13 protein-coding genes and 5 tRNA genes are annotated in these 19,657 nt (G+C 43.3%); all 18 read right to left on the reverse strand.

The annotated features are described in order from the left end of the window. Window positions 1–132 precede the first annotated feature (132 nt). Window positions 133–4,326, reverse strand: a complete 4,194-nt coding sequence (gene rpoC, locus F896_RS01190; RefSeq protein WP_016165109.1) for a DNA-directed RNA polymerase subunit beta' — start codon at window positions 4,324–4,326, stop codon at window positions 133–135. Window positions 4,327–4,469: 143 nt separating this feature from the next. Then, window positions 4,470–8,558 carry a DNA-directed RNA polymerase subunit beta gene (gene rpoB, locus F896_RS01185; RefSeq protein WP_016165110.1) on the reverse strand — a complete coding sequence of 1,363 codons (4,089 nt, stop codon included), beginning with the start codon at window positions 8,556–8,558 and terminating at the stop codon, window positions 4,470–4,472. A gap of 309 nt (window positions 8,559–8,867) precedes the next feature. Continuing rightward, the gene (gene rplL / locus F896_RS01180) at window positions 8,868–9,233 is read right to left on the reverse strand and encodes a 50S ribosomal protein L7/L12 (protein ID WP_004802232.1); all 366 of its coding nucleotides are present in this window, start codon (window positions 9,231–9,233) and stop codon (window positions 8,868–8,870) included. Window positions 9,234–9,281: 48 nt separating this feature from the next. Beyond that, complete coding sequence (gene rplJ, locus F896_RS01175; protein WP_004802230.1) at window positions 9,282–9,788, reverse strand: 50S ribosomal protein L10; 507 nt, start codon at window positions 9,786–9,788, stop codon at window positions 9,282–9,284. A 249-nt stretch (window positions 9,789–10,037) separates the two neighbouring features. After that, complete coding sequence (gene rplA / locus F896_RS01170) at window positions 10,038–10,733, reverse strand: 50S ribosomal protein L1 (protein WP_004656290.1); 696 nt, start codon at window positions 10,731–10,733, stop codon at window positions 10,038–10,040. Window positions 10,734–10,736: 3 nt separating this feature from the next. Further along, complete coding sequence (gene rplK / locus F896_RS01165; RefSeq protein ID WP_004637639.1) at window positions 10,737–11,165, reverse strand: 50S ribosomal protein L11; 429 nt, start codon at window positions 11,163–11,165, stop codon at window positions 10,737–10,739. 112 nt (window positions 11,166–11,277) lie between these two features. Beyond that, window positions 11,278–11,811, reverse strand: a complete 534-nt coding sequence (gene nusG / locus F896_RS01160) for a transcription termination/antitermination protein NusG (protein ID WP_004802226.1) — start codon at window positions 11,809–11,811, stop codon at window positions 11,278–11,280. A 7-nt stretch (window positions 11,812–11,818) separates the two neighbouring features. Beyond that, window positions 11,819–12,259 (reverse strand): preprotein translocase subunit SecE, encoded by a 441-nt coding sequence (secE, locus tag F896_RS01155; RefSeq protein ID WP_004802225.1) that lies wholly within the window; start codon window positions 12,257–12,259, stop codon window positions 11,819–11,821. 76 nt (window positions 12,260–12,335) lie between these two features. Further along, window positions 12,336–12,411: transfer RNA gene (locus tag F896_RS01150), tRNA-Trp, on the reverse strand. Window positions 12,412–12,467: 56 nt separating this feature from the next. Beyond that, entirely contained in the window at window positions 12,468–13,658 is a 1,191-nt protein-coding gene (gene tuf, locus F896_RS01145) for an elongation factor Tu (RefSeq protein WP_016164501.1), read from the reverse strand. A gap of 164 nt (window positions 13,659–13,822) precedes the next feature. Then, a tRNA-Thr gene (locus F896_RS01140) sits at window positions 13,823–13,897 on the reverse strand. Between the two features lie 11 nt (window positions 13,898–13,908). After that, window positions 13,909–13,984: transfer RNA gene (locus tag F896_RS01135), tRNA-Gly, on the reverse strand. Between the two features lie 33 nt (window positions 13,985–14,017). Continuing rightward, window positions 14,018–14,101: transfer RNA gene (locus F896_RS01130), tRNA-Tyr, on the reverse strand. 54 nt (window positions 14,102–14,155) lie between these two features. Then, window positions 14,156–14,231 (reverse strand) — tRNA-Thr (locus F896_RS01125). Window positions 14,232–14,330: 99 nt separating this feature from the next. Next, entirely contained in the window at window positions 14,331–15,824 is a 1,494-nt protein-coding gene (trpE, locus tag F896_RS01120; RefSeq protein WP_016165111.1) for an anthranilate synthase component I, read from the reverse strand. A gap of 109 nt (window positions 15,825–15,933) precedes the next feature. Next, on the reverse strand, window positions 15,934–16,599 hold the full coding sequence (locus tag F896_RS01115; protein WP_016165112.1) for a phosphoglycolate phosphatase: 666 nt from the start codon (window positions 16,597–16,599) through the stop codon (window positions 15,934–15,936). Window positions 16,600–16,669: 70 nt separating this feature from the next. Next, window positions 16,670–17,287 carry an FHA domain-containing protein gene (locus F896_RS01110; protein ID WP_016165113.1) on the reverse strand — a complete coding sequence of 206 codons (618 nt, stop codon included), beginning with the start codon at window positions 17,285–17,287 and terminating at the stop codon, window positions 16,670–16,672. 63 nt (window positions 17,288–17,350) lie between these two features. After that, window positions 17,351–19,624, reverse strand: coding sequence for a type II secretion system secretin GspD (gene gspD, locus F896_RS01105; RefSeq protein ID WP_016165114.1), 2,274 nt, complete (start codon window positions 19,622–19,624; stop codon window positions 17,351–17,353). Between the last annotated feature and the right edge of the window lie 33 nt (window positions 19,625–19,657).

The raw sequence follows: 19,657 nt of genomic DNA on the forward strand, positions 1-19,657 counted from the left end.
ATAGTATTGTTTAATGAACTGTTTACTTTGATTAAGTAATCAAATACTGATGCTGTAATGTGTTTTTGTAACAACTGCTTTATTTTTCCACAAAAAAAGGCACCCGAAGGTGCCTTTTTAATGCGTTAAGACTTAGAACTGGTCTGAGTTCAACGCTTGACTAAATGCTTGATCAACTTCACTAAAATCGTTATGAAGTTCAAATTCAGCAGCTTCTGATTCTTGACGACGACGCTCTAAGTGATACGCAAGACCTGTACCCGCCGGGATCAAACGACCCACAACAACGTTTTCTTTCAAGCCACGTAAATCATCTTCTTTACCTGTTACAGCAGCTTCAGTTAACACACGTGTTGTTTCCTGGAACGATGCAGCAGAAATGAACGAGTCTGTAGAAAGCGATGCTTTGGTAATACCCATAAGCAGACGTTCAAACTTCGCAGGGAACTTGTTCTGAGCCAAGACAGCTTGGTTCTCTTGAACAACGCGGATGTAATCCACTTGCTCACCCTTGATGAAGCTTGTATCGCCGCCATCAGTGATATCAACTTTACGCAACATTTGACGTACAACAACTTCAATATGCTTATCGTTGATTTTTACACCTTGGAGACGGTAAACGTCTTGAACTTCATTCACGATGTAGTTCGTTAACGCAACTTCGCCTTTCAAACGTAAGATGTCATGTGGGTTTTGTGGACCATCAGAAATAGTCTCACCACGGTTCACATGCTCACCTTCGAACACGTTGATCGTACGCCATTTTGGAATTAACTCTTCATAAATCTCAGAGCCATCATCCGGACTGATCACTAAACGGTTCTTACCTTTGGTCTCTTTACCGAAGCTCACAATACCAGACACTTCTGCCAAGATTGCATGTTCTTTCGGCTTACGCGCTTCGAACAAGTCAGCTACGCGTGGAAGACCACCGGTAATATCACGAGTACGTGAAGATTCTTGTGGTACACGACCAAGTACATCACCTACACCAATCGTTGCGCCATCGCGAACGGTTACGATCGTGTTTTGTGGTAAGAAGTAGAACTGTTCGCCGCCATCTGTTGTATCCAACACAATTGCAGGACGTAAATCTTTACCAGAAGCAGGACGAGCTGTTACAGGTAAAATTTCAACAGTGGTCATACCTGTTGCATCATCTGTCTTAGAAGTAGCAGTTACACCATCAGCGATTTGGCTGAAACGCGCTTTACCCGCAACTTCGGTAACAAGTGGATGTGTATGTGGATCCCAAGTCGCCACGATACCACCAGCTTCTACAGCTTCACCATCTTTCAACAAGATGCTTGCACCGTAAGGAAGTTTATAGCGCTCACGCTCACGACCTAAGTCATCCGCAATACCAATTTCACCTGAACGTGAAACTGACACCAAGTGACCTTTAGCATGTTGTACAGTTTTCACGTTGTGGAAACGTACAGTACCTTTGTTACGTACTTGAACACTGTTTGCAGCAGAAGTTCGGCTTGCAGCACCACCAACGTGGAAGGTACGCATCGTTAACTGTGTACCAGGTTCACCAATTGACTGTGCAGCCATTACACCAACAGATTCACCTGGGTTTACCAAGTGACCACGTGCAAGGTCACGACCATAACAACGAGCACATACACCGAATGTAGATTCACATGCAATCACTGAACGTACTTTAACTTCATCGACACCCGCTTCTTCAAGCTGAGCAGCAATTTTCTCGTCAATTAACGTACCACGTGGAAGTACCACTTCATCATCAGATGCACGACGTACATCTTCAGCAGTTACACGACCCAATACGCGATCGCGTAATGGTTCGATCACGTCACCACCTTGAATGAATGGTGTCATGACTAGGCCACCAGCTGTACCACAATCAGATTCAGTAATAACTAAATCTTGTGCTACATCTACCAGACGACGAGTCAAGTAACCAGAGTTCGCAGTTTTCAATGCGGTATCGGCCAAACCTTTACGCGCACCGTGTGTTGAGATGAAGTACTGAAGTACGGTCAAACCTTCACGGAAGTTTGCTTTAATAGGAGTCTCAATGATCGAGCCGTCCGGCTTCGCCATCAAACCACGCATACCAGCAAGCTGACGGATCTGCGCCGCACTACCACGGGCACCTGAGTCAGACATCATATAGATTGAGTTAAATGATTTCTGCTTCTCGTCTTCACCTTGTTTGTTTTTCACAAGAGTATAAGACAAGTTGTCCATCATCGCTTTCGCAACTTGGTCATTGGTACGCGCCCAAATATCGACCACTTTGTTATAGCGTTCACCCGCTGTTACGAAGCCTTGTTCAAACTGTTGTTCAATTTCACGAACTTCAGTTTCAGCTTTGTCGATAATGGTATGCTTATTTGGTGGAATAAGCATGTCTTCCATACCTACAGATACACCTGAACGCGTCGCTTGACGGAAGCCCAAATACATCAATTGGTCAGCAAAGATAACCGTATCTTTCAAACCAAGCTTACGGTAGCAAGAGTTGATTAACTTAGAGATGTTTTTCTTAGTCATCTCAAGGTTGATCGATTCAAAGCTTAAACCTTGTGGAACTACTTCCCACAATAAGCAACGACCTGGTGTTGTATCAACAATAATGGTTTGCTTTTCGCGCTGACCATTTTCATCGATTACAGTTTGGTGTACACGTACTTTAACGCGTGCATGGATCGCAACTTTACCCGTCGCTAAGGCACGGTTAACTTCATGTGTATCCGCAAACACCATGCCTTCACCTTTGGCATTTACCGCATCACGTGTGATGTAGTAAAGACCCAAGACAACGTCCTGAGAAGGAACGATGATTGGCTCACCGTTTGCAGGTGACAAGATGTTGTTAGTTGACATCATCAACGCACGTGCTTCTAACTGTGCTTCAAGTGTCAATGGAACGTGTACCGCCATTTGGTCACCATCGAAGTCGGCGTTAAACGCAGCACAGACGAGTGGGTGAAGACGGATCGCTTTACCTTCGATCAGAATAGGTTCAAACGCTTGAAGACCTAAACGGTGAAGTGTTGGCGCACGGTTCAACATTACTGGATGTTGACGAATTACAGAGGCAAGAACGTCCCAAACTTCTGGTGTCTCACGCTCAACCATTTTCTTCGCAGCTTTAATGGTTGTTGCTTGGCCTGAAGCTTGTAGTTTCGCGAAAATAAATGGCTTGAATAGTTCAAGTGCCATCTTCTTCGGAAGACCACATTGGTGAAGACGTAAAGTAGGACCAACGGTAATTACCGAACGACCAGAATAGTCAACACGCTTACCAAGTAAGTTTTGACGGAAACGACCTTGTTTACCTTTGATCATATCTGCCAAAGATTTCAATGGACGTTTGTTCGAACCTGTAATCGCACGACCACGACGACCGTTATCAAGCAATGCATCTACAGACTCTTGTAACATACGTTTTTCGTTACGTACGATAATGTCTGGTGCAGCAAGGTCAAGAAGACGCTTCAAACGGTTGTTACGGTTAATCACACGACGATATAAATCGTTCAAGTCAGAAGTCGCAAAACGACCACCTTCAAGTGGTACAAGCGGACGTAAGTCTGGTGGAAGTACTGGAAGTACATTCATTACCATCCATTCTGGCTTGTTGTTCGAATCGTTAAAAGCTTCCATCAATTTTAAACGCTTAGACGATTTCTTAAGTTTCGTCTCAGACGTTGTTTGAGGAATTTCTTCACGTAAACGCGTAATCTCTGCTTCAAGATCGATATCTTTCAATAGATCTTGAATTGCTTCTGCACCCATTTTCGCAGCGAATTCATCACCGTGTTCTTCAAGTGCATTGTAGTATTCTTCGTCTGTTAAAAGTTGGTACTTTTCAAACGGAGTCATACCAGGATCTGTGACAACATAAGATTCGAAATACAATACACGCTCGATATCACGTAATGTCATATCAAGTAATAAACCAATACGGCTCGGTAATGATTTCAAGAACCAGATGTGTGCAACTGGAGAAGCAAGCTCGATGTGACCCATACGTTCACGACGAACTTTAGCAGTTGTTACTTCAACGCCACATTTTTCACAAATGACGCCTTTATATTTCATACGCTTGTATTTACCACACAAGCATTCGTAATCTTTTACTGGACCAAAGATTTTGGCACAGAACAAACCGTCACGTTCAGGTTTAAAAGTACGGTAGTTAATGGTTTCAGGCTTTTTAACTTCACCGTGAGACCATGACTTAATCATCTCTGGTGACGCAAGACCAATACGGATACGGTCAAATTCAATAGGTGCATGACCTTCTGAATCCGTTTTCTTACGCATGATATCGAGCAAGTCTTTCAATTTTTTTCTCCGTGTGTCAGGGAGCTAAGCTCGCCCGACTGGGTCACAAATATTGTTTTTACTGAAATTTGGGAATCTCGAATCCCCCTTTATAAAGGGGGACTTTCACCCCCCTTTTTCAAAGAGGGGGTGGGGGAGATTTTTTAGTCACCATTTTTCAGTTCAATGTTGATACCTAAAGAACGGATCTCTTTGGTCAATACGTTGAACGATTCAGGCATACCCGGATCCATATAATGGTTACCATCTACAATGTTCTTATAGATGCGTGTACGACCTTCGACGTCATCCGACTTCACAGTGAGCATTTCTTGGAGTGTATATGCTGCACCGTATGCTTCAAGTGCCCATACTTCCATCTCACCGAAACGCTGACCACCGAATTGTGCTTTACCACCAAGCGGCTGTTGAGTCACAAGTGAGTAAGAGCCTGTTGAACGCGCATGCATCTTGTCATCAACCAAGTGGTTCAATTTGAGCATGTACATGTAACCTACAGTTACAGGACGATCAAACTGCTCACCTGTACGTCCGTCAAACAATACCGTTTGACCTGTACGTGAGATGTCTGCTAATTCAAGTAAGTCTTTGATCTGGCTTTCTTCAGCACCATCAAATACAGGTGTTGCTAATGGAACACCGGCACGTAAGTTACCTGAAAGCGCCAAGATTTCGGCATCAGTTAAGCTATCAAGCTCTTCTTGCTCACCACCGACCTTGTTATAAATCTTGTCTAAGAAATCACGTAGTTCTAACACTGTACGTTGTTCTTTCAACATTTTTTCAAGTTTATCGCCAAGACCTTTGGCCGCCATACCTAAGTGAGTCTCAAGAATCTGACCCACGTTCATACGTGACGGTACACCCAATGGGTTCAATACGATATCGACTGGTACACCATTTGCATCGTGCGGCATGTCTTCAACAGGCAAGATGTTTGATACAACACCTTTGTTACCGTGACGACCCGCCATCTTATCACCAGGCTGGATACGACGTTTAACCGCAAGGTAAACCTTAACAACTTTCAATACGCCAGTGGTTAATTCATCACCTGTAGAAAGTTTACGCTTCTTCTCTGCAAACTTCTCATCAATTTCATAGCTCTTCTCTTTCAAGAACACTTGAATTTGAGTTAGACGCTCTGCAATTGCTTCATCAGTCGGTTGGATTTCAAGTAAATCAACAAGCTCTAAACCAGACAATACATCTTCAGCAAGTTTATCACCGCGTTTAGTTGAACCGCCACCGTTAGACTCTTGACCTTTCAACAAACGAACAATACGTTCACGTGCTGCTTCTTCGAAGATTTTGTATTCTTCTTTCAAGTCTTTACGGTATGCATCAAGCTGAGCTTTCTCAATTGCTTGAGCACGTTCATCTTTTTCCAAACCATCACGTGTGAAGACTTGAACGTCAATCACAGTACCTTTAGTGCCAGATGGAACGCGTAAAGAAGAGTCTTTAACGTCAGCTGCTTTTTCACCAAAGATTGCGCGAAGTAGTTTTTCTTCTGGTGTTAACTGAGTTTCACCTTTAGGCGTTACCTTACCAACAAGGATGTCACCTGCAGTTACTTCAGCACCGATATAAACGATACCAGACTCATCCAACTTAGATAGTGCAGCTTCACCAACGTTAGGAATATCGGCAGTAATTTCTTCTGCACCTAACTTGGTATCACGTGCCACACATGACAATTCTTGAATGTGAATCGAAGTTAAACGGTCTTCTTGAAGTACACGCTCAGAAAGTAAGATCGAGTCTTCATAGTTATAACCGTTCCATGTCATGAACGCGACGCGCATGTTTTGACCAAGCGCAAGTTCACCCATATCAGTCGATGGACCATCAGCCAAGATATCGCCACGAGCAACTTTGTCACCCAAGTTTACGATAACGTTTTGGTTGATACATGTATTTTGGTTTGAACGTGTGTATTTGATCAGATTGTAGATATCTACACCCGCTTCACCCGCGATCATTTCATCTTCGTTTACACGAATCACGATACGAGATGCATCTACATATTCAATCGCACCACCACGGTCTGCAATCACACACACACCAGAGTCACGTGCTACGTTTGCTTCCATACCTGTACCAACAAGCGGCTTGTCAGCACGTAACGTAGGAACAGCCTGACGTTGCATGTTCGAACCCATCAATGCACGGTTCGCATCATCGTGTTCAAGGAATGGAATCAATGATGCTGCAACAGAAACAACCTGCTGTGCAGAAACGTCCATATGTGTTACGCGCTCAGGCGACATACGTACGAATTCACCTTGATGACGTACAGAAACCATTTCTTCAGTCAGGTTGCCATCTTTATCCACTGCAGAATCGGCCTGTGCAATGACAGTCCCTACTTCTTCAATTGCAGATAAATATTCAACATCATCAGTTACACGGCCATCAACAACTTTACGGTAAGGTGTTTCCAAGAAACCGAAATCGTTTGCTTTTGCATAAACAGAAAGCGAGTTGATCAAACCAATGTTTGGACCTTCAGGCGTTTCAATTGGACAAACACGACCATAGTGAGTTTGATGTACGTCACGTACTTCAAAGCCCGCACGTTCACGTGTCAAACCACCTGGACCAAGCGCAGATACACGACGTTTGTGTGTAATCTCAGACAATGGGTTGTTTTGGTCCATGAACTGAGACAACTGGCTTGAACCAAAGAATTCTTTGATTGCAGCAGCGACTGGTTTTGCGTTGATCAAATCTTGCGGAGACAAGTTATCTGTTTCTGCTTGGCTTAAACGCTCTTTAACAGCACGTTCAACACGGACTAAACCAACACGGAATTGGTTTTCTGTCATTTCACCAACAGAACGTACACGACGGTTACCCAAGTGATCGATATCATCGACTTCACCTTTACCGTTACGGATTTCAACCAATGTACGCAGTACATCAATGATATCTTCGTGCGATAAAATACCTTCAACTTCACGCGACTTCTGATCCGTACCCACTTCGTAAGGACGACCCAAACGACGGTTGAACTTCATACGACCAACTGGAGAAAGGTCATAACGCTCAGAAGAGAAGAACAAGTTGTTGAATAAGTTTTCAGCAGCTTCTTTTGTTGGTGGCTCGCCTGGACGCATTACTTTATAGATTTCAACAAGTGCTTCTTCACGACCTGTTGTAGTATCTGCACGTAATGTATCTGCAACGAAAGAGCCACGATCGATGTCATTGGTGAATAGGATGTTAAACTGTTTAACACCACCTTCAGCCAACTTCACTAAGATTTCATGGCTAAGCACAGTATTCGCAGCAATTACATCACCATTTTTCAATGGAATGTCTTCAGCTGTAATACGCTCATATAAATATTCATCAGGTACAGAAAGCTTCGCTAAGTTAGCAGCTTCCATTTGGCGTACATGACGTGCATTAATACGTTTACCTTGTTCAACGATCGCTTTACCATCATTGTCTAAGATATCAAATTGCGCCATTTCACCACGTAAGCGATCTGGAACGAGGTCAATCTGATAGCTACCCATATCAAGATATACAGGTACTTTTTCGTAGAACAAATTCAAGATCTGTTCGTTGCTGTAATTTAAGGCACGTAAAACCACCGTTGCCAATAATTTACGACGACGGTCAATACGTACAAAGACTAAATCTTTGGCATCAAATTCAAAGTCTAACCATGAGCCACGGTAAGGAATAATACGTGCTGAATACAACACTTTACCGCTTGAGTGGGTTTTACCCTTGTCATGGTCAAAGAATACGCCTGGTGAACGGTGTAATTGAGATACGATTACACGCTCTGTACCGTTGATAACGAAAGTACCGTTATCTGTCATGAGTGGCATTTCACCCATGTAAACTTCTTGTTCACGAACGTCTTTAATTGATTTCGTTTCACGATCTTTAATGATCAAACGAATTTTTACGCGCATTGGTGCTGCATAAGTTGAACCACGTAAAATACATTCACGTACGTCAAACTCAGGCTTACCAAGACTATACTCAACAAATTCTAAAGCAGCATTGCCAGAATAACTTTCAATAGGAAAAACTGAACGAAATGCGGCTTGGAGACCGATATCTTCGCGATTTTTTGGAGTTTTACCGCCTTGTAAGAATGTACGGTACGAATCGACCTGAATCGAAAGTAAGTACGGTGCTTCCATTACGTGGGGCAATTTACCAAAATTCTTACGGATCCGTTTCTTTTCGGTATATGAGTATGCCATCTGGAGTCCTCGGAAAGTAAACTAAACCCGCCTGCAGAACGGGTCTAGAAGGAATTACGCAGGCCGATATGGCCACCACTGTTTACAAATGCTGCAATTTTTAGTGGTATTAAAACGCTTAACAATATTTTTATAAGCAAAAAAATATTGGTAAGCGTTTGATTTTATGTATTTTGTCTAAATAATACGCACATCAAACGTAAAACTAACAAAAAACGAGCCGATTATTGTAACGCAAAAAGGCTGATGACCCAAGAGCCATCAGCCATTTTTTGGAGCCGATTTTCAAAAAATCGACTCCCTACAGCATTACTTAAGTGTAACTGTAGCACCAGCTTCTTCAAGCTTCTTCTTAAGTTCTTCGCCTTCTTCTTTAGAAACGCCTTCTTTAAGAACTGCAGGAGCGCCTTCAACAAGATCTTTAGCTTCTTTAAGACCAAGGCCAGTAGCTTCACGAACTGCTTTAATTACAGCAACTTTGTTAGCACCGAAAGAAGTCAACTCTACGTTGAATTCAGTTTGTTCTTCAACAGCAGCAGCAGCTGGACCAGCAGCAACAGCTACAGCAGCAGCAGATACGTTGAATTTTTCTTCGAAAGCAGAAATAAGTTCAACAAGTTCAAGAACAGTTTTTTCAGCAACTGCGTTTAAGATTTCTTCGTTTGTTAAAGCCATGAGAGTAACTCCAAATGGATATTGAATGGTGTGAAAGTAGATTTAAGCTTAAGCAGCTTCTGACCCGTTTTTCTCTTGAAGCGCTGTAAGTAAGCGACCCAATTTCGAAATAGGAGCTTGAAGAACAGAGGCAAGCATAGTAAGCGCTTTTTCTTGGTTCGGAAGATTCGCGATAACGCTAACGTCAGCACCTTGATAAAGTTTGCCTTCAAATGCAGCAGCCTTTAATTCAAATGCTTTATTAGTTTTAGCAAATTCTTCGAACAAGCGTGCAGCTGCACCCATGTCGTCTTCAGAAGTTGAGAATGCTAAGATTGTTGGACCAACAAGGTCGTCATTCAAGATAGCGAATGGCGTATCTTGAAGAGCACGTTTAGCTAAAGTATTACGTACAACACGTGTAGCAACACCTAGTTTACGAGCTTCAACACGAAGAGCAGTTAATTGCTCAACAGTTAAACCTTGGTAGTCAGCAACAACGGCAGCGAACGCTGTAGAAGCAATTTCACTTACTTCAGCAACGATCTGTTTTTTGTCTTCGATAAGAAGAGCCATCGTAAAACCTCCTAACGGTGATTTATGCACTCATACGAGTGCACTCCCAATTCGTAAGCCCTATTCAGACTTACACGCGGAGGAGCAACAAATCACACCACCGCGTCTACTCAGACTGGATGATTAAGAAAAACATTCGAAAATATTTCTCGCCTGAGGTCTTTGACGCTGATAAACATTCATTTATCAATTCAAAGTTTGCTTAGACTTCCTCAAAGAGAAAATCTAAGGCTTCAAAATTCTTACTAATTACTTAGAAACGTTGCTTACGTCAACGATCAAACCAGGACCCATAGTTGAGCTCAAAGTGATCTTTTTAACGTATACACCTTTAGAAGTTGCAGGCTTTAACTTTTTCAAGTCTGCAATTAAAGTTTCAACGTTTTGACGTACAGCTTCTTCGCTAAAGCCAAGTTGGCCGATCGCAGCGTGGATAATACCCGCTTTGTCTACACGGTAACGTGCTTGACCAGATTTAGCATTCTTAACCGCGTTAGCAACGTCAGGCGTTACTGTACCCACTTTCGGGTTTGGCATTAAGCCACGTGGACCAAGAATCGTACCAAGCTTACCAACAACGCGCATTGCATCAGGAGCAGCAATAACTACGTCGAAATCAAGGTTTCCGCCTTGAATGCTTTCAGCAAGGTCATCAAAACCAACGATATCAGCACCAGCAGCTTTCGCAGCTTCAGCAGCAGCACCTTGAGCAAATACTGCAACACGTACAGTTTTACCAGTACCCGCAGGTAAAGTTGTAGCACCACGAACAACCTGATCAGATTTACGCGGGTCTACACCAAGGTTTACAGCGATATCTAAAGATTCTTTGAACTTCGCAGCTGGAAGGCTGTTAAGAACTTGTACTGCTTCTTCCAAAGTATAAACTTTGTTTGCTTCTACAGCAGCAGCAATGGCTTTTTGACGTTTAGTTAACTTTGCCATGTCTTATAGCTCCACTTCCAAGCCCATAGAACGTGCAGAACCAGCAATGGTACGCACACGAGCGTCTAAATCAGCACCAGTTAAATCTGGTTCTTTAGTAGTCGCGATTTCTTCTAACTGAGCACGAGTCAACTTACCAACTTTAGTTTTGTTAGGTACAGAAGAACCCTTTTGAATACCAGCAGCTTTCTTAAGAAGAATAGATGCAGGTGGAGTTTTCATGATGAAAGTGAACGACTTATCGTTGTACACAGTGATCACGACAGGAATTGGCAAACCAACTTCAAGTTTTTGTGTAGCAGCATTGAATTCTTTACAGAATGCCATGATGTTTACACCACGTTGACCCAAAGCAGGACCAATTGGTGGAGATGGATTCGCTTTACCAGCTGGAACTTGCAGCTTGATATAGCCGTCAATCTTCTTAGCCATTGAAAATTACCTCTGGGTACAGACGCCGCTAGGCTCCCCAAAAAATTAAACAACACCGAAGTGTTAGAACAACAATGCCCGATCAGATCGGGCGCTTCTCAACCGACGCAGATTAAATCGTTTTTTCGACTTGGCGAAACTCGAGTTCAACCTGAGTTGGTCGATTAAATACATTAATCGTCAACGTTAAACGTGACTTTTCGTATTGAACTTCCTCCACGACCCCTTTAAAGTCAGTGAACGGACCGTCAACAACGAGCAATTCTTCACCAGGTTCAAACATCGTCTTAGGACGAGGTGCTTCACCTGTATTACGCACACGAGCAAGGATCGCATCAGCTTCACGTTGTGAAATCGGCGCTGGTTTCTCTGGTGTACCACCAATAAAACCAAGAACTTTGGGACACTCTTTTACAATGTGCCAAGTATCATCATTCATTTCCATTTCGACTAATACATAGCCAGGAAAGAATTTACGCTCAGATTTACGCTTCTTACCATCCTTCATTTCCACTACTTCTTCAGTAGGGACAAGGACTTCACCAAAGCTTTCAGCAACAGTACTACGCTGAATTCGATCATTAAGCGAACGCATCACTTGTTTTTCAAAGCCTGAATAGGCATGAATAATATACCAACGTTTCATCGCGTTCTTACCCAATAATTAACTTAATAAACCAACCTAACCCGTAGTCGAAACACCATAAAACCAATGATGCAACAAGTACAACCAAGAGAACTTGCCACGATGTCGTGATCGTCTCTTGTTTTGTTGGCCAGGTCACTCGACGCAGTTCAATTCGCGCATCTTGCAATAAACGCACAAAGCCTTTGCCTTGATGGGTGGCGTATAATAAACCTAAAGCGACTACGACACAAGCCAAAATCACCCCAACACGCACCCAAATATCATTTGCTGGCGCCCAATAGGCAGGTAAATGCTGATTTACCAATGCTGAACCGACTAATAAAGCTATAGCAATCAACCATAAGACAACATCTAGTGGTGAACCAGAACTTACAACTTCTGCAACATTATTTCTTTGAGGGATTGGCGCGTCGCTTAATGCGTCACGCGATTTATCATTCGACATTTTTTTACTCGTCGTAGAATTCGCGACTTATTATATGACAACTCAGCCAGAATTAAGCTTTTTTATTTAAAAAAAGTGGCAGGCCAGGAGGGACTCGAACCCCCAACATTCGGTTTTGGAGACCGACGCTCTACCAATTGAACTACTGACCTAACGTACAAATCGAAAGCCGGAGCTTTCGATTTGAGTGTAACACATGGTATTAGGCTTATGCAGTTACTTTAGCAACAACACCAGCGCCTACAGTACGACCACCTTCACGGATCGCAAAACGTAGACCTGGGTCCATTGCGATCGGGTGGATTAACTCTACTGACATCTCAACGTTGTCACCAGGCATTACCATTTCTACGCCATCTTGTAATTTGATCGCGCCAGTTACGTCAGTTGTACGGAAGTAGAACTGTGGACGGTAACCGTTAAGGAATGGAGTATGACGACCACCTTCTTCTTTAGAAAGTACGTATACTTCTGCATCGAATTTAGTGTGCGGCTTGATTGTACCTGGCTTAGCAAGTACTTGACCACGTTGTACGTCTTCACGCTTAGTACCACGTAAAAGAACACCACAGTTCTCGCCTGCACGACCTTCGTCAAGCAATTTACGGAACATTTCTACGCCAGTTACAGTCGTTTTAACCGTATCTTTGATACCTACGATTTCAACTTCTTCACCAACTTTTACGATACCAGCTTCTACACGACCAGTTACTACTGTACCACGGCCTGAGATAGAGAATACGTCTTCGATTGGCATCAAGAATGCTTTGTCGATAGCACGTTCTGGTTCTGGAATGTAAGAATCAAGTGCAGCAACTAAGTCGATTACAGCTTGTTCGCCATAAGGACCATCGTTACCGTTTAATGCTTGAAGAGCTGAACCACGGATGATTGGAGTGTCATCACCTGGGAAGTCATAAGTAGAAAGAAGTTCACGAACTTCCATTTCTACTAATTCAAGTAATTCTTCATCATCAACAAGGTCACACTTGTTCAAGAATACGATGATGTAAGGTACACCAACCTGACGTGAAAGAAGGATGTGTTCACGAGTTTGTGGCATTGGACCATCAGTCGCAGCACATACAAGGATCGCGCCGTCCATCTGAGCAGCACCAGTAATCATGTTTTTAACATAATCGGCGTGGCCCGGGCAGTCTACGTGAGCGTAGTGACGGATTGGAGAATCGTATTCTACGTGTGAAGTATTAATTGTAATACCACGTGCTTTTTCTTCAGGAGCTGAGTCGATTTGTGAGTAATCTTTCGCTTCACCGCCGTAAGTTTTTGCACAAATAGTTGCAATCGCAGCAGTTAAAGTTGTTTTACCATGGTCAACGTGACCAATTGTACCCACGTTTACGTGTGGTTTATTACGTTCAAACTTAGCCTTAGCCATTTTGATTTTCCTCGTTTACGTCGACACCAGTTTAGAGAAAAACAACCCTGAAAAACCTTCTTTATCGACATTCGCCTAAAAAACTAGACACCTAATACTTGAAAAGCAGACTATAATAGCCTGCTTCTTTAAAAACTTGTGGAATAACCACTAAACTGTATATCTGGAGCTCTTATCGAGATTTGAACTCGAGACCTCTCCCTTACCAAGGGAGTGCTCTACCACTGAGCTATAAGAGCGACATCTTCGATGGAGCGGGAGACGAGGATCGAACTCGCGACATGCAGCTTGGAAGGCTGCCACTCTACCAACTGAGTTACTCCCGCATGTTGGTACTGACCACTTCAATCGAAGTTAGATGGTGGTGAGAGAAGGATTCGAACCTTCGAAACTTTCGTAGCAGAGTTACAGTCTGCCCCCTTTGGCCGCTCGGGAATCTCACCATATCACACTTACACAGTGCTGTTCTTTTACTTTATACTACCACACTTTTAAGATGGTGCCGGCACACGGATTCGAACTGTGGACCTACTGATTACAAGTCAGTTGCTCTACCAACTGAGCTATGCCGGCTCTTTCTTAGTGTTTCGTACGTTTCGTATCGGAACGGTGTGCAGTTTAGCAAAACTCTGAATCGATGCAAGTGCTTTTTTCAAAAAAATCGCTAAAAACTCATAAAATCAATCCGTTTGACGATAATTCAACCGCTTTGATCACTGCGCGAGCTTTTATTTGGGTTTCATTCCATTCAGATTCAGGATTTGAGTCTGCAACCAGCCCCGCTCCTGCTTGTACATAGACCTTTTTATCACGAATTACACAGGTACGAATCGCAATCGACATGTCCATTTCACCATGCCAGCCTAAATATCCAACAGCACCACCAAATACCCCACGTTTCACCGGCTCAACTTCGTCAATAATTTCCATGGCACGAATTTTTGGCGCACCTGAAAGTGTCCCTGCTGGGAATGTTGCCTTAAACACATCCAAAGCATCGACATCGTCACGGACTTCACCTTGTACATTGGAGACAATATGCATGACATGTGAATAACGTTCGATCACCATACGGTCAGTGACTTGCACTTTCCCGATTTTAGATACACGTCCCACATCATTACGACCAAGGTCAATCAGCATCAGATGTTCAGCAATCTCTTTTTCATCTGCCAATAAATCTTGCTCTAAAGCGAGATCCTCTTCTTTGGTTTTACCACGCGGGCGCGTACCTGCCAAAGGGCGTACGGTTGCAATGCCATTTTCTAAGCGAGAAAGAATTTCTGGTGATGAACCCACAATATGGAACGGCTTTTGATCCGTTAAGGTCTGCCCTTGTACCAAGAATAAATACGGCGATGGATTTAAATGGCGGAGTGCACGATAGACCTGCAATGCCTCACCATCAAAATCAGACACCATACGTTGCCCAGGCACCACCTGCATCACATCACCTGCACGGATATATTCTTTGACCTTTTCAACCGTTTCAAGGAATTTTGCTTTGCCTGTGATCGATTCAAAATGGGGTGCAGTATGTGGTTTCGCCTGCAAGCTGACGGGTATTGCAAGTAATTGCTCAAGCTGATCCAGCTTTTGCTGAGCTTGAGCATAAGCATCAGGCTGATTCACATCGGCATGATGAATTAAAAACAAGGTATCTTTTAAATTATCAAACACAATCACGGTTTGAGAGAGCATCAACCAAAGGTCAGGTAACGTTACAGGATCAGCAGCAGGCACATTTTTCAGTTTTGGTTCAATATAACGCACAGCGTCATAGCCCAAATAGCCCACCAATCCCCCAGTAAAGCTTGGAAGATCAGGTAATTCGACTTGAGTGGGGACTTTAAACTGGCTTTGAAACTCACGGATATAGTCAAAAGGATCAGCACAATCCTGCTGAACCACAGTACCATCCGCCTGTTGAATGGTTAAGACACCTGCATTGCATGAAAAAACAGTAGACTCACCCAAGCCGATCATCGAATAACGCGCCCAGTTTTCCCCACCTTCAACAGACTCAAATAGATAAGCTTGTTTTTGTTGTTTAAAACGTGCAAAAACAGAAAGTGGTGTTTCGGTATCCGCTAAACGTTGGCGATAAACAGGAATGGTGTTATAGCCTGCTGCTTTTAATTGTTCAAATTGTACTAACGTGGTCATGAATCTTCTCTATGGTTTTAATTTCTGTGCGTTTTTTCTTTAGTGCTATCTCAAGCCCGCCATCGAAAAACCATAACCATCTTCATGCCTATCTCCTTATTCAATCTGCTTAAACCAATTCCACCAAACGATCGACCACTTGTTGTGGCTGGCAGTCATAGATACTTTCTCCATGATTATAGCCATAGCTGACCACAATACAATCAATACCTGCGCGTCTTGCCGCTTCAACATCATTACTTGAATCACCAATCATCAATGTCGCTGACGTTGTCGTATTCTGTGCTTGCACGCAATGCAACAATGGCAAGGGATGTGGTTTACGTTCAGCTAAACTATCACCACCAATCACCATTTTAAAATAAGGACTCAATTGCAGAATATCCAAAATGCCTTTCGCTAAATGTTCAGGCTTGTTGGTTACGCATGCCATGGCAATATCATGATTTTGACAATAGTCTAAAAAAGGCAAGACCCCTTCATAGACTTGAGTATGTACACATAATTCTTTTGCATAGGTTTCAACAAAGGTATTTAGTAATTGTTCTTGCTGCTGCGCACGAACGTGCCCAAACAGGTGTTCCAACACAGCCTCACATAGTTTAGCTGCACCCTTTCCAACCCAAACCCTAACTTGCGCTTCAGTCACCATGGGCATACTGAGTTTTTCCAAGCTTAGATTCATCGCACGGTATAGATCGGCAGCGGAATCTACAAGTGTTCCATCCAGATCAAATAAGATCAGACTACGGCTTTGCAACTGAGCAACAGACATATATTTCGACTCAAAAAATGAAAAAGGCACACCAACGTGGGCATGCCTTGATTGTAAAAGCTTCGCCCGACTATTTAAAGAACAGCCAAGCAATCACCGCTAAAATGATCAGTACAACAATTGAAATCAAACCTACCGAAGCATTTTTTTGTTGCTCTTTTTCCTGAGCAACACGTGAAACAGGTTCATCAATTACAACAGGCTGTGGCTCAGGAACCGCCTGAACACTCACACCTTCTGGAATTGGAGCAGGTTTTGGAATACCTACCTGTTGCGGCATACCATCACGACTGATCGGTGTTTCAACTGCTCGCTCAGCAATGCTTGGCATACCTTGATCATGTGATGCAGTCGTCACAGGCTCAATCTCAATTTCAGGTAATTCAATCTCAGCTGTCGCTGGCGCAAGTACAGAGAATACAAAGCTGGCAAATTGCACAATATCGCCATCATGTAATTCGGTTTCCTGCTCAACACGTACATCGTTGATAAATGTACCATTTGACGAATTGAGATCTTGCACCCAAAGTTGCTTATCTTTTAACAATAAAGCTGCATGACGACGCGAGATATCCGCAGATTGCAATAAAATATCGGCATCTTGGTGTCGCCCCACCAACATGTCGCGTTCGATATTCAGCTCTTGCCCCGTAAATTCACCTGTAATGGCTTGTAATTTCCAAGTCATAGATGCATATCCTTATATAATTTCTTGCAATCATAACATTGTGACATAAGCGCTTCTGTGCATCTACTGTGAAGACGCTGGACGGATTGTTGTCGTCGTCACTGTGTTTTTACTGCGCTCTGTTTCCTTCACAGGTAACTGTACTGTTTTCTGCTGTACCTGAGGTTCTTCAATCGCAACTGGTGTCGTCACTACCACCGTTTTTTTAGCTTGGGTCGCTGTTGGAACCTTCTGATAAGGAGAATTCACGACTGGTGCTTGCGGGTTATATATATCTGCAACATTTTCCGGCAATTTGGCAAAGTTGCCATTTTTATCCATTGAAAGTTGCAAACTATAAAGCTGGTTATAACGTTGTTGAGAAATACGGCGTACATCATTGGCATCGCCAACAATCGTCGGATGGATAAACACCAATAGATTACGTTTGATATTACTACGCGCATCGGCACGGAATAAACGCCCAAGATAAGGAATACCACTCAGCCCAGGAATACCTTGACGCGATAATGACGTATTATCTGCAATCAAGCCTCCCAACACCACTGTTTGTCCATGTTCCGCAAGTACAGCGGTTTTAATGGCGCGCTTATTGGTGACCAAGTCTGTTGCCTGACCTTTGTTGTTTTGGACATCCGAAACTTCCTGTTCAACCTCAAGGCGAACCGTACCATTGTCACCAATATGTGGAATCACTTTTAGCGTGACACCCACATCCTTACGCTCAACCGTAGTATAAGGATTGACTGTACCCGAAGTTCCCGTCGATACCGAACCCGTCACAAAAGGAACGTTTTGACCTACGACAATATAAGCTTCTTCGTTATCCATCGTCACAATCGACGGTGTAGACAAGAAGTTGGATTTGGTATTGGTTTTCAAGGCTTGGATCAGCGCACCATAGGCTTTACGTGAGTTTTCAAAATTACCAATCCCAAGTGTGGCGCCATTACCTTTATTGGCATCACCTGCAATCGCTGCAGCTGCGCCACTCGCCCCCCCCGTAGCATAACCTGCGGCAATGGATGCCAGACTCGCACCCACATTGCTAAAACTGAGCAAGCCAACACCACTGCTTAAATCACCCAAAGCCCACTGAATCCCCAGTTGATCTGCATCATCTCCTGAGACTTCAATAATTGCAGCTTCAATAAGTACCTGTTGACGGCGAATATCCAGCTGTTGAATAGCCGCTTCGACTTCGCGCATTAATTGTGGTTCAGCTTTGACCACCAATGCATTTTGCGTTGGGTCAGCAATAATACTAATACCTGCACCATTAAAGCTGGTGATACTGGAGTTTTGACTATTGCTTGAATTGCCGTTTAGATTAATTGAAGGCGTCGAAAAAGAAGAAGATGACGAACCAGTTGTCGAGCTTGAGTTTTGATTGTTCGAGATCAGGTTATTCATCGAGTTGGATCGGTTATTACTATTCGATGACGACGATGAAGACGACGCAGATTGCCCAGTTACCAGACCCTGTAAAATCTCAGCCAAGTTCTTGGCACTGGCATATTTCAAGCGGAAGACTTTAAGCCCACCCAAACGATCTGCTGATGGGACATCCAGCATTTCAACCATTTGACGTAAACGTTTACGTGAATCTGGATCACCCTTGATTAAAATACGGTTGGTTCGATTATCGGCAATAATACGCACCCGTGAACCAATAAAATCTTTTGAAGCACCGGTTGCACTCATGGTCTCCAATAAACCAATCACTTCTTCAGCTTGGCTCGACTGTAAACTAATCGCCTCAATATCATTTTGACCCGTGCCATCCAAATTACGCACGATATTTTCAAGCTGATAAATATTGGTTGCACGATCAGAAACAATTAGGGCATTGGTTCCTGCCACCGCTGCTAAATGCGCAAACTGTGGCATTAATGGACGTAAGGCTGGAATCAAGTCATTCGGATTGGTATTTTGCAGCCAAATCACTCGCGTTACGATTTGATCACCACCCGCACGACTACGTGCATCGTAAGGAATCCCAGAGTTCTTCGCATTACTGTCAGGGACAAGTTTAACCGTGTTTCCTGAAGGAAGCGCCACCACACCATTGACATTGAGTACGCCTAGAAATAGGTCATACACCTCGTCCTTATTCAGAGGTTTGTTGGAAATAACCGTCACATTACCACGCACACGAGGGTCAACCGCAAAGTTCTTCCCTGTAATATCCGCAACTTCATTAATAAATGCGGTTAAGTCTGCATCACGTAGATTAATCTTCCATGTTTGTGCTTGCACATGAGTACTCACTGACGCAAGCAAAGGTGCTGCGGCAAGTAATGCCCAAAGTGGTCGTTGATGATTTAAAAAAGCCATAACCTGCACTTGTTCCTAACTGATGTGTGACGT

It is taken from the genome of Acinetobacter genomosp. 15BJ, from assembly GCF_000400715.1.
In the GTDB taxonomy this organism is placed as follows: Bacteria; Pseudomonadota; Gammaproteobacteria; order Pseudomonadales; family Moraxellaceae; genus Acinetobacter.

What these genes read in the sequence shown, in the direction of transcription:
- rpoB (WP_016165110.1), bottom strand. Translation starts at nt 8,558, where the DNA reads ATGGCATACTCATATACCGAAAAGAAACGGATCCGTAAGAATTTTGGT.
- rplL (WP_004802232.1), bottom strand. Translation starts at nt 9,233, where the DNA reads ATGGCTTTAACAAACGAAGAAATCTTAAACGCAGTTGCTGAAAAAACT.
- rplJ (WP_004802230.1), bottom strand. Translation starts at nt 9,788, where the DNA reads ATGGCTCTTCTTATCGAAGACAAAAAACAGATCGTTGCTGAAGTAAGT.
- rplA (WP_004656290.1), bottom strand. Translation starts at nt 10,733, where the DNA reads ATGGCAAAGTTAACTAAACGTCAAAAAGCCATTGCTGCTGCTGTAGAA.
- rplK (WP_004637639.1), bottom strand. Translation starts at nt 11,165, where the DNA reads ATGGCTAAGAAGATTGACGGCTATATCAAGCTGCAAGTTCCAGCTGGT.
- nusG (WP_004802226.1), bottom strand. Translation starts at nt 11,811, where the DNA reads ATGAAACGTTGGTATATTATTCATGCCTATTCAGGCTTTGAAAAACAA.
- secE (WP_004802225.1), bottom strand. Translation starts at nt 12,259, where the DNA reads ATGTCGAATGATAAATCGCGTGACGCATTAAGCGACGCGCCAATCCCT.
- tuf (WP_016164501.1), bottom strand. Translation starts at nt 13,658, where the DNA reads ATGGCTAAGGCTAAGTTTGAACGTAATAAACCACACGTAAACGTGGGT.
- trpE (WP_016165111.1), bottom strand. Translation starts at nt 15,824, where the DNA reads ATGACCACGTTAGTACAATTTGAACAATTAAAAGCAGCAGGCTATAAC.
- F896_RS01115 (WP_016165112.1), bottom strand. Translation starts at nt 16,599, where the DNA reads ATGTCTGTTGCTCAGTTGCAAAGCCGTAGTCTGATCTTATTTGATCTG.
- F896_RS01110 (WP_016165113.1), bottom strand. Translation starts at nt 17,287, where the DNA reads ATGACTTGGAAATTACAAGCCATTACAGGTGAATTTACGGGGCAAGAG.
- gspD (WP_016165114.1), bottom strand. Translation starts at nt 19,624, where the DNA reads ATGGCTTTTTTAAATCATCAACGACCACTTTGGGCATTACTTGCCGCA.